The sequence below is a fragment of the Nioella sp. MMSF_3534 genome (genome assembly GCF_030732985.1).
Lineage (GTDB): Bacteria > Pseudomonadota > Alphaproteobacteria > Rhodobacterales > Rhodobacteraceae > Nioella.
Genome location: NZ_JASHJX010000074.1, coordinates 1 through 10,635 on the forward strand (window position 1 = coordinate 1; position 10,635 = coordinate 10,635).

9 protein-coding genes and 1 tRNA gene are annotated in these 10,635 nt (G+C 62.7%); 6 read left to right on the plus strand and 4 right to left on the minus strand.

Translation table 11 applies throughout. The annotated features are described in order from the left end of the window. Positions 1-106 precede the first annotated feature (106 nt). Together RBB16_RS19635 and RBB16_RS19640 are read right to left on the minus strand one after the other, a co-directional pair. On the minus strand, positions 107-1,492 hold the full coding sequence (locus RBB16_RS19635; RefSeq protein WP_306047728.1) for an aspartate aminotransferase family protein: 1,386 nt from the start codon (positions 1,490-1,492) through the stop codon (positions 107-109). A 5-nt stretch (positions 1,493-1,497) separates the two neighbouring features. Then, positions 1,498-3,012, minus strand: coding sequence for an aldehyde dehydrogenase (locus tag RBB16_RS19640; RefSeq protein ID WP_306047729.1), 1,515 nt, complete (start codon positions 3,010-3,012; stop codon positions 1,498-1,500). 117 nt (positions 3,013-3,129) lie between these two features. Here RBB16_RS19640 and RBB16_RS19645 point away from each other — a divergent pair, with 117 nt between their 5' ends. The 5 genes from RBB16_RS19645 to RBB16_RS19665 are packed head-to-tail and all read left to right on the plus strand — an operon-like array spanning position 3,130 to position 8,355. Beyond that, positions 3,130-5,304 carry an indolepyruvate ferredoxin oxidoreductase subunit alpha gene (locus RBB16_RS19645; RefSeq protein ID WP_306047730.1) on the plus strand — a complete coding sequence of 725 codons (2,175 nt, stop codon included), beginning with the start codon at positions 3,130-3,132 and terminating at the stop codon, positions 5,302-5,304. Further along, positions 5,301-6,896, plus strand: coding sequence for an indolepyruvate oxidoreductase subunit beta family protein (locus tag RBB16_RS19650; protein WP_306047731.1), 1,596 nt, complete (start codon positions 5,301-5,303; stop codon positions 6,894-6,896). The genes RBB16_RS19645 and RBB16_RS19650 overlap by 4 nt, the downstream gene beginning before the upstream one ends. Continuing rightward, positions 6,893-7,372 carry a thioesterase family protein gene (locus RBB16_RS19655; RefSeq protein WP_306047732.1) on the plus strand — a complete coding sequence of 160 codons (480 nt, stop codon included), beginning with the start codon at positions 6,893-6,895 and terminating at the stop codon, positions 7,370-7,372. Before RBB16_RS19650 ends, RBB16_RS19655 begins: the two co-directional genes overlap by 4 nt. A 19-nt stretch (positions 7,373-7,391) precedes the next feature. Continuing rightward, complete coding sequence (locus RBB16_RS19660) at positions 7,392-7,865, plus strand: MarR family winged helix-turn-helix transcriptional regulator (RefSeq protein WP_306047733.1); 474 nt, start codon at positions 7,392-7,394, stop codon at positions 7,863-7,865. Beyond that, positions 7,858-8,355, plus strand: coding sequence for a MarR family winged helix-turn-helix transcriptional regulator (locus tag RBB16_RS19665; RefSeq protein WP_306047734.1), 498 nt, complete (start codon positions 7,858-7,860; stop codon positions 8,353-8,355). Before RBB16_RS19660 ends, RBB16_RS19665 begins: the two co-directional genes overlap by 8 nt. A 458-nt stretch (positions 8,356-8,813) precedes the next feature. Here the strand turns inward: RBB16_RS19665 and RBB16_RS19670 are convergent. Then, positions 8,814-8,898 (minus strand) — tRNA-Leu (locus tag RBB16_RS19670). A gap of 186 nt (positions 8,899-9,084) precedes the next feature. Between RBB16_RS19670 and RBB16_RS19675 the strand changes: the two genes are divergently transcribed. Next, positions 9,085-9,573: a Hint domain-containing protein gene (locus tag RBB16_RS19675; RefSeq protein WP_306047735.1), complete on the plus strand. Its 489-nt coding sequence runs from the start codon at positions 9,085-9,087 to the stop codon at positions 9,571-9,573. Between the two features lie 149 nt (positions 9,574-9,722). Here RBB16_RS19675 and RBB16_RS19680 read toward each other — a convergent pair. After that, on the minus strand, positions 9,723-10,635 hold a 913-nt coding region (locus RBB16_RS19680; RefSeq protein WP_306047736.1), incomplete at its 5' end, for an NAD(P)H-hydrate dehydratase.

Below are 10,635 nucleotides of genomic sequence, written 5' to 3' on the forward strand. Positions count from 1 at the left end.
ATCAGGTCAACCGCCTTCTGCGCCGTCTTGCGCGCATCCAGAAAGACCGGACTCGCCTGCACGGCGGCAGCGGTGAATATCGGAAAGTCCTTGCCAGGCAACATCGCTATTTCTCCCGTTCGTACCGGCGCAATGCCTTGATCAGCCCATCGACGATCTTGTCGGTTTCATCTTCAGAGAGTGTCAGGGGCGGCGAGATGATGATGACCGGCCCGGCGGGGCGCACGATCACGCCCTCGTCACGCGCGAAGGTCGCCACCATTTCCCCCTGCCCTTTTCCAGGGTCGATGGGTTCGCGCATGGCCTTGTCGGCCACCAGATCGAGCCCGACCATCAGCCCCTTGCCGCGCACTTCGCCCACCAGCGACGACCAGTTGGGCACGTCGCGCAGCCCATCCTGCAACCGCTTACCCATCCGGGCGGCATTGCCGGGCAGGTCCTCGTCCTCGACGATTTTCAGCGTGGCATTGGCGGCGGCGCATCCCAGCGCGTGGCCGGTGGCCGTGTAGCCGTGCATGATGAAGCCCATCGGGTCGATGCCCTTCTGCCAGGCCGCATAGATCCGCTTGTTGATCACCGTCGCGCCCAGCGGGATGTAGCCCGCCGTGATACCCTTTGCGAAACACATGATGTCGGGATTCACGCCCCAGCCGCGTGCACCGAACATCGCGCCGGTGCGCCCGAACCCGGTCACCACCTCGTCCGAGATCAGCAGGATACGGTGCGCGTCGAGCAGTGTTCGCAGACGGGGCCAGAAGCTTGCGGGAGGAACAATAACGCCCCCGGCCCCCTGCACCGGCTCGGCAATGAAGGCTGCGATCGTATGCGCACCCTGATGCCGGATCAGCCGGTCGATTTGGGTGATGATTGCCTCGGTCAGGTCTTCCGGGTCTTCGGAATAGGGATTGCGATAGGTCCAGGGGCTGTCCACCTGATAGCAACCGGGCAACAGCGGGCCATAGGCAGACCGGTAGAGGCTGGACCCGTTGACCGAAGTGCCCCCGAACTGAATGCCGTGATAGCCCTGCTTGAGCGAGATGAAGCCGGTTCGCTCCGGCTCTCCCTCCAGCTTCCAGTATTGGCGGCTGAGCTTGAGCGCGGTTTCAACCGCGTCAGACCCGTTGGCCGAGAACAGGACCTTGCTCATGTCCTCCTCTGCCGTCATCTCGATGATCTTGGCCGACAGTTCGATGGACGGGGGGGTCACTGTTCCGGCGAAGCTGGAATAGTAGCTGATCTCCTCCATCTGGGCAGAAATCGCCGCTTTCACCTCGGGCCGGTTATGTCCGACATTGACGTTCCACAGCCCGCCGACACCATCGACATAGGTGTTTCCGTCGATATCGGTGACGTAAGACCCCTCACCCTTCACGATGATCCGCGGCGGGCGCTGTTCGATGATCAGGGGATGCACCATCGGGTGAAGCTGGTGACGCCCGTTATGTTCGCGCAGAAAGTTGTCGCTGCTTTGGGGGATATGATTGTTGTCCATCTGCCTCACCTCACCGCAACGCAAACGGATTTCGTTTCGAGATACGCATCCAGCGCAGCCCGCCCGTGTTCGCGGCCAATGCCGGATTGCTTGTAGCCCCCGAACGGCATGTTCGCGTCGGGCAGGTTGTGGGCATTCACCCAGACCGTGCCGGCCTGGATCTGCGGCACATAGCGGTGCATCGTGTTCAGGTTCGTCGTCCAGATCGAGGCGCCAAGCCCGTAGCGGGTGTCATTGGCCATGCGGATTGCGTCGTCGGGGTCATCGAAGGGCGTGATCGTGAAGACCGGGCCGAACACCTCGTCCTGCATGATCTTCATGTCCTGCCGGACATCGGTGAAGATCTGCGGCGTCACGAAAAACCCGTCGCCCTGATAGGCATCGCTGCTCAGCAACGGGGTTGCGCCCTGGTCCAGACCGCTGGCGACACAGGCGTTCACATGGGCCTGATGCTTGGCCGAGACCATGGGGTTGATGGCATTCGCCGGGTCAAGCCCCGGTCCGATCGCCATACCGCCCACGGTCCGCGCCATGACCTCGCACACCTGATCGTAGATCCCCCTTTGGGCATAGATCCGGGTGCCCGCACAGCAGGTCTGGCCAGAGTTGAACAGCACCCCGACGCCCGCCGCCATGGCCAGCTGATCAAGGTCCATATCGTCGAACATGATCATCGGGGCCTTACCGCCCAGTTCCAGCGTGACCCGCTTTATGTCCTGCATGGCCTGAATGCCGATGATCTTGCCCACCTCGGTCGAGCCGGTGAAGGTCAGCTTGTTCACGCCGGGATGCGCGGTGAGCGCCGCGCCTGCCTCTGCCCCGGTGCCGGTCACGACATTGACGACGCCCGGCGGCAGCCCCGCCTCAAGACACAGCTCGCCCAGCCGCAGCGACGTGAGCGGCGTCTCCTCGGCAGGTTTCAGAACCACCGTGTTGCCACAGGCCAGCGCCGGGGCAATCTTCCAGATCGCCATGTTCAGCGGGAAGTTCCACGGCGTGATTGCCCCCACGACGCCCACCGGTTCCTTGCGCGTATAGGCCTGGTATTTTGCGCCGGGCGGCACCGCGATGGATACGTCGATGGTCGAGCCTTCGATCTTGGTGGCCCATCCCGCCATGTAGCGCAGGTAGTTGGAGGAATTGCCCACCTCGACCAGCCGCGACAGCATCACCGATTTGCCGTTGTTCAGAGTTTCCAGCTGCGCCAGTTCCTCGCCATTAGCTTCGATCAGATCCGCCAGCCGCAGCATGACGCGCTGACGCTCCACCGGGCGCATCCGGCCCCAGTCCCCGGTTAGCGCTTCACGGGCGCGCTGCACGGCCAGGTCGATTTCATGGGCGCCGCCGCAAGGGACTTCAGCGAGTTTCTTGCCGGTCGCCGGGTTGAAAACATCGAGCGTCCTTCCATCCGCCGCCCCGAGCTGTTCTGCCCCGATGACCAGTCGCGGCGGCGAATCGAGGTAGTCTGAGACCGCCGGGAGAATCTCCGAGACCAGACTATCGGGGCGCGCTACGTGCATGTTTTTCAACCTCTTTTCACTTCTCTTCCGCTTCAGGCAACCATCGCCAGCGCGAAACGTCTTGACTTACTTTACATATAAAATTATCCATTTCCATATAAATTTTGGGAGACACAAATGGCCGAACGCTCATTTGCCAGGGAAGTGGAACATCTGAAGCTGGGGGACGGAGACGTCTTTCGCGGCGAGGGAATTCTCGCGATCACCAAGGCGCTTCTACAGTCCGGCATATCCTATGTGGGCGGCTATCAGGGCTCGCCGATCTCGCACCTGATGGACGTGCTGGCCGATGCGAATGACATTCTCGATGATCTTGGCGTGAACTTCCAAAGCTCCGCGAACGAAGCGACGGCGGGCGCAATGCTGTCAGCTTCGGTCATGTATCCGCTGCGCGGGGCGGTGGCGTGGAAATCGACGGTCGGCACCAATGTCGCGTCCGACGCGCTGGCCAACCTCGCCTCGGGTGGGGTCAAGGGCGGCGCCATGGTCATCGTGGGTGAGGATTACGGCGAAGGCTCCTCCATCATGCAGGAACGCACCCACGCGTTCGCGATGAAATCCCAGATGTGGCTGCTCGATCCCAGACCCGATCAGGAATGCATGGTCAACCTGATCGAAAAGGGGTTTGAGCTTTCTGAGGCTTCGAACACGCCCGTTATGCTACAGGTTCGGGTCCGGTCCTGCCACATGACCGGGCAGTTTGTCTGCAAGGACAACAAGCGGCCCGAGTTCACCCTTCAGGACGCCCTGAACAGCCCCAAGCGCGACCTTGACCGGATCGTTCTGCCCCCGGCGGCCTATACCCATGAGGTCGAGAAGATCGAACACCGCCTGCCGGCAGCCATCGACTTCGTGAAACAGGCCGGGCTGAACGAACATTTCGGCCCGACAGGTGATGACAAGACCGGAAAGACCGGGCTGATCGTACAGGGCGGCATGTATAACAGCACCATCCGGGCGCTGCAGTTCCTCGGCCTCAGCGATGCCTATGGCGAGACAAAGCTGCCGATTTACGTGATGAATGTCTGCTATCCGACCATCACCAGCGAGATCGAAGGCTTCTGCGAGGGGCTGGATGCCGTTCTGGTCGTGGAAGAAGGGCAGCCGGAGTTTATCGAGCAATCCATCACCACGACCGTTGCGCGGTTGAAGAAGCAAACACTCGTGCATGGCAAGAAATACCTGCCCATGGCGGGCGACTACACGGTCGCGGCGCTGACCAAGGGCATCGGTCAGTTTCTGGAAGATCACGAGGCGCAGCTTCTGGGCAATCGGGCGCCTACGCCAGACCCCGTCCCGATCCTGCGCGATCCCAAGGTTGCAGCGCTGACCGAGGTGGTACCCCCTCGCCCGCCGGGCCTGTGCACCGGCTGCCCGGAACGACCGATCTTCGCCGCCATGAAACTGGCCTTTGAAGAGCTTGGGGAACATCACGTCTCTGCCGATATCGGATGTCACCTGTTCTCGATCCTGCCCCCCTTCAATATCGGCGCGACGACAATGGGTTACGGGCTTGGCGCCGCGTCTTCGGCCGCCTTCAACGTCAAGGGCGCCAAGCGGTCGATCTCGATCATGGGCGATGGCGGGTTCTGGCATAACGGGCTGACCAGCGGCATCGGTCATGCGGTCTTCAACAATCATGACGGGGTCTTCCTGATCGTCGACAACTACTATTCCTCGGCCACTGGCGGGCAGGACATCCTGTCATCGCGTGCCGTGAACAAGCGCCGGGTGACCAACAACTCGATTGTCGATGCGGTTCGGGGCGTGGGGGCCAAATGGGTCCGCCAGATCGACCGCACCTATGACGTGAACCGGATGCGCGACGTTCTGAAAGAGGCGCTGACGACAGACGCGGACGGCCCCAAGATCATCGTCGCCTCGTCGGAATGCATGCTGAACAAGCAACGCCGGGTGAAGCCGCAAGTGGCAAAGGCGATGAAGGACGGCAAACGGACGGTCAAGGAACGCTTCGGCGTCGATGAGGATGTTTGCACCGGCGATCACGCCTGTATCCGGCTGTCCGGCTGCCCTTCCCTTTCGGTCAAGCAGCTTGACGACCCCCTGCGCGATGATCCTGTCGCCTCGATCGACAGCACCTGCGTGGCCTGCGGCAATTGCGGAGAAGTGGCGGATGCAGCCGTGCTGTGCCCATCCTTCTACCGGGCCGAAGTCATCCACAATCCCGGCCCCTGGGATCGCTTCAAGGCCGGGCTGTCAACGCCCGTGATCAGGTTTCTTCAGAACCGCCGGGCGCGCCGGGCAGTTGATTTCGGGGGAATGAGCCAATGAAGGACGACACCGTTAAACTGCCCCTTGCGGCAGAGGCCGACGCGACCGAACGCCCGCTCTCCATTGCCATCGTGGCCATGGGCGGACAGGGCGGCGGGGTGCTGACCGGCTGGATCGTCGATCTGGCCGAGCGGCAGGGCTGGATTGCGCAATCCACTTCGGTCCCCGGCGTGGCGCAGCGCACCGGGGCCACGATCTACTATGTCGAGATGATGAAGCCCGGCGAAGACGGGCGCAAACCGGTGCTGGCGCAGATGCCGACACCGGGCGACGTGGATGTTGTGATCGCCGCCGAATACATGGAGGCCGGACGCTCGATCCTGCGCGGGATCGTCACGCCTGAGCGCACGACGCTGATCGCCTCCAACCACCGCGCCCTGTCGACCATCGAGAAAATGGCGCCGGGCGAAGGCATTGCCGATAGCAGCGCGGTGTCCGAGGCGATCGGCGTTGTCGCCAAACGCCAGATCGTGTTCGACATGAACCGGATGGCGGTCGAAAACGGCTCGGTGATTTCCTCGGCGCTGTTCGGCAGTCTTGCCGCCTCGGGCGCGCTACCATTCGCCCCGGAGGATTATCGTTTGGTCATCAACACCAGCGGCAAAGGGGTGGCGGCGAGCCTGCGGGCCTTCGATGCGGCCTTTGCCCGGACAGAGGCGGGGGAAACGGGCGACGGCGAGAGGGCGGGTGATCTCGCCCCCCCATCGCCCCCTGCACCACCCGCGACACTTCCCGATGCGCGGGCCAATGCGCTGTTACAGCGGCTGAGGTCGGACCTGCCCAAACCTACCCGTCACATGGCGTTCCTCGGCCTTCGCAAGGTCGTCAGTTTTCAGGATGCGGCCTATGGCGGAGAATACCTGGATATCCTTCGGGACATCGCCGCGCAGGATCTTGACGCAGGTGGTGCGGCGAATGGATTCCGCTTCACCGAAACCGCCGCGAAATATCTGGCCAACGCGATGGCGTATGATGACGTCATTCGGGTCGCCGATCTGAAAACCCGCGCCGCCCGCCGGGCCCGGATCGCGGAAGATATGAACCTCGGCAAGGGCCAGATCCTGAGCACGACCGAATTCATGCATCCCCGGCTGGAGGAACTTGCCTCGACCATGCCCGCAGGCCTTGCGCGGTGGCTGCATGGAAAGCCCCGGCTCTACGCCTGGCTCGACCGCCGCATCGACAGGGGGCGCCGGGTGCACACCTATTCGCTTCGCGGCTTTCTGCTGCTCTACGTGATGGCCGGGCTCAAACCCCTGCGCCGCCGCTCTCTGCGCCACAAAGACGAGGTTGAACATCGCACCGCCTGGCTGGCAGAGGCCACTCAGGCGCTGTCGCACAATTACGATCTGGCGGTTTCCATCCTGTCGGTGCGGCGGCTGATCAAGGGCTATTCAGACACCCATGATCGCGCGCATTCCAAGTTTGACCGGGTCATGCAGACGATCCGCACCATCTCGCATCGCGATGATGCCGCCCAATGGGCGGACAGGCTGCTGCGATCCGCCCTCAAGGACGGCAAAGGGGACGATCTTGACGGTACCATTCAGACCATCCGCTCATTCACCGAGGAGATACAAGGCCCGACATGAACGTACAAGATAGCAGACGCCCGCTGACCCGAAACGACCTGCCTGCCGGGCTGTGGTCGACGAGGACGAAATTCCGGCACGGGCAATGTGACCCGGCGGGGATCGTCTACACCCCCAAGTTCTTTGACCTCTTCAACCGGGCGATCGAGGAATGGTTCGATGACGTGCTCGGCATACCCTATCAGGAGGTGATCGGACCCCGCCGCACAGGGCTGGGGTACGTCTCGGCATCGGCCACCTTTTTCACCCCCTGCATGATGGGCGAGGAGGTGGAAATTCTTGTTGCGGTCAACAAGGTCGGAACCAAGTCCTACGGGCTGACCCTTCATGCCTTGAAGGATGGACAAGAGGCCCTGCGCGGGCATTTCGTCACCGTCACCACCGGACTGGATACTCACCAATCCATTGAAGTTCCCGCAGACATCCGTGACGCATTGCTGATCTATGCAAAAGCAAATACCTTAGCGACCGACTGAAGCGACATTCCTGGATGACATGGGCGAGACCGGTAAGAGCGATGCGAGACAACGCAACCAGACGCGGTTCTGGCTAAGCGTCCTTCGGCTGCACAGCGATATTTTTGCAGAGCTGAACAAGCGAATGCAGGACGAGGTCGGGCTAAGCCTGGCCAAGTTCGATGCAATGGCCCAACTGGCGCGGACCCCCGAGGGCATCAGCATGGGCCAGCTGTCCAGCGCGTTGAAAGTGTCCAATGGCAATGTATCCGGCCTCGTGACCCGGCTGATCAAGGACGGCTTGGTCATCAAGGCCATGTCGACCGAGGACCGCCGGTCCTTTTCGGCCAGATTGACGGACAGCGGCGAGCAGAAATTCCTGATGGCACGCGATGCCCATAACAGCATCCTGGCCGACATTCTTCAGCAGGTTCCCGATGAGGACCTGACCGCTGCGAACACAGCACTGCGCGAAATCCTGGAGGAAATGCACGCGGGTGACGCCCTTGGCTGATAGCTATCCCACCCTCAATCCGAGCTTTCCGTTTCACAAGGCGGATGAGCTCGATTCCTTTCTCCCCTATCTCCTGACCCGACTGACCCATATCTGGAGCTCGGAGCTGAACGCGATGCTGGCGGATCAGAAACTGCCCACCCCCAAGCTGCGGCTTCTTTCCAGCCTCTCTGCGCATGGAGAACTGACTGTCGGAGAACTTGCCGCCCTCGCCGTACTGGAACAATCCACCGCAAGCCGTACCGTTGACCAGTTGGTAGATGCCGGTTTGGCGGACAGGAGGATCTCCGAAACGGACCAGCGAAAGCGGACAGTCGTCCTGACCAGGAAGGGGGAACAGAAGCTCCGTGAAATCGCCCCATTGATCAACGATTTTCATGCGCGCCTGGTTGGGGGTATTGATCCCGACGATCTTTCGAAATGCGTTGATGTCCTGAACAGGATCCTGAATGCAAAGAAAGCCGAAAACACGATTGGAGAGCCGGGGTAAGAGCCCATCAATGACCTCTTGATATCCCGGTGTTCGGTGAACTTGATCCTCAGGAGTTTGGGGCAGCAGTCGCCATGTCGGACCAAGACTGTCTATGGCTGTCTCTGGTGAACAGCCTGTTCCGGAGGCTCCGGCGAGAAACACCCGCCGCTCTTCCGACCGCCCCCGCGTCCTCCTGTTCGTGATGCTTCATTCTGCCCAACGGTTGGCTCCACCGGATAATCCGGCACGGGTCACCCAGTTGACGGACCTCTTTCAGGCGGCGCCCCCACCTGTGCCGCTTGGCGTTCCCACCATGATTCACGCCGCGATCAGAGTATCAAGCTGTCCGGGCCGGACACATGTGCAGATCGGAGCCCCACAGTTTCATTGATATGCCTATGGGTGGCCGGAAGGGTGGTTTGGCAACCTGCGGAAAACCTCCGCCTCTTAAGGCAACCGGGACATTTTGCGCGTAGTGGTGCGGGTGGAGGGACTTGAACCCCCACGCCTTGCGGCGCCAGAACCTAAATCTGGTGCGTCTACCAATTTCGCCACACCCGCACGATCCGCAGGCAATCGCCTGACGGTGGCGGGTCTTTAGCAAAGGCCCGCGCCGGTGGCGAGAGGGATTTTGCGGGTTTTTGGGGGTTTCGCTTCGAGAAAGCCCTTGGGTCGGCACCCGCCTTTGCATTAACCTGCCGGAAAGACATGGCGAGGTAGCATCGCCGGGACTGAGCAGGATTTGGCATGACCGATCTGACAGACGGGTCCCCGACCGGGGAAGCGACGCAGAGACATCTTTCCGGCGCGATGCTGCCGCCGGGGACGGAGATTCTGACGCTGGCCGGCGCATTGCCCGCAGAGGCACTCTATCCCGGCGACCGGGTGATCACGCGCGATGCGGGCGCGCAGGTTCTGCGACGGATCTTCCGTCATGACGTGCCTGCGGAGATGCGCTTCGTCTTCATTCGCAAGGATGCGCTCGGCGGCAAGCCCGTGCGCGACCTGCTGCTGCCTGCCGACCAGAGGATCCTGCTGCGCGACTGGCGCGCACAGGCGCTGTTCGGCACGCCGGCCGCACGGGTGCCGCTGTCGCGGCTGGTCGACGGCGAGGTCATCTGCTGGAGCGATGCGCGCCCCGAAGCCCTGCTTACCCTGCAATTCGACCGGGCGCATGTGCTGTATGCCGACGGGCTCGAGGTGATCAGCGCGGCGCAGGACATCGCCAAGGTCTGAGAGCAAGAATCCATCGCCCTGCCATAGGAACAGGCACCGGCGCGGACCTGTGGGGCCGCGTCAGAACGCTCTAGAAAGAGCGTTTTCTGGGGCCTCGCCCCCACGGCCTTCCGGCGCTTTCATTGGCCATTTGCCGCGTTGGCCCGGGATCAGACCGCGTTGCAAAGGCTGCTCAGGACACCTGGCAACCGATCCGGCAAGTCCTCGGCTATAAGGCCCGGACCGACTCTCCGCGCGGTCTCCGCATGGAGCCAGGCCGATGCTTCCGCGGCGCGTTTCGGGGGGATCCGGCGGGCAAGCAGGCCGGTGAGGAAACCTGCCAGCACATCGCCCGATCCGGCTGTCGCCAACCAGGGTGCCGCGCGATCATAGGCAGCCGCGTGGAGTGAAGCCTGACCGTTCGGCGCCGCGATGACCGTATCCGGCCCCTTGAGCAGCACCGTGCAGCCCGCCCGCGCGGCGGCCTCTCTCGCGGCGTCGATCCTGGAATAGGCGGGGCCGGCCTTGGGCGCAGAGCTCAGCCTCGCCGCGATATCGGGGAAAAGCCGGGTGAATTCGCCAAGATGGGGGGTGAGAACACAGGCCTCATGCAACTGCGCGAACAGCGCGTCCGGGTCCTGCGCAAAAGCGCTCAGCGCATCCGCGTCCAGCACCGTACCGCGCCGGGCCGCAAGCGCCTGTGCCACCAGATCGCGGGTGCCCTGCCCCAGCCCCAGCCCCGGCCCGACACACAGGGCGTTCAGGCGTGCATCGGTCAGCAGATCGGCCAGCCCTTCGGCCCCCTCGCATTTGCGCAGCATGATCGCGGTCAGCTGGCAGGCACATTCCATCATGGCAGAGCCTGGCGCCGCCACGGTGACCAACCCGGCCCCGATGCGCAATGCACCACGGGCCGCCAGACGGGCCGCGCCTGAATGGCCCATCGGGCCGGACAGCACCAGCCCATGACCATGATCGTATTTGTGCCCCCCCTGTCGCTTCGCAAGATCGCGGGGCGCGGTGACGAGGGTCGCAAGCGGGCCAAGCCGCACCCCGGCCGGGGCCGGGCGACGGGGGGGGATC

What these genes read in the sequence shown, in the direction of transcription:
- RBB16_RS19645 (WP_306047730.1), top strand. Translation starts at nt 3,130, where the DNA reads ATGGCCGAACGCTCATTTGCCAGGGAAGTGGAACATCTGAAGCTGGGG.
- RBB16_RS19650 (WP_306047731.1), top strand. Translation starts at nt 5,301, where the DNA reads ATGAAGGACGACACCGTTAAACTGCCCCTTGCGGCAGAGGCCGACGCG.
- RBB16_RS19635 (WP_306047728.1), bottom strand. Translation starts at nt 1,492, where the DNA reads ATGGACAACAATCATATCCCCCAAAGCAGCGACAACTTTCTGCGCGAA.
- RBB16_RS19640 (WP_306047729.1), bottom strand. Translation starts at nt 3,012, where the DNA reads ATGCACGTAGCGCGCCCCGATAGTCTGGTCTCGGAGATTCTCCCGGCG.
- RBB16_RS19660 (WP_306047733.1), top strand. Translation starts at nt 7,392, where the DNA reads ATGGGCGAGACCGGTAAGAGCGATGCGAGACAACGCAACCAGACGCGG.
- RBB16_RS19655 (WP_306047732.1), top strand. Translation starts at nt 6,893, where the DNA reads ATGAACGTACAAGATAGCAGACGCCCGCTGACCCGAAACGACCTGCCT.
- RBB16_RS19675 (WP_306047735.1), top strand. Translation starts at nt 9,085, where the DNA reads ATGACCGATCTGACAGACGGGTCCCCGACCGGGGAAGCGACGCAGAGA.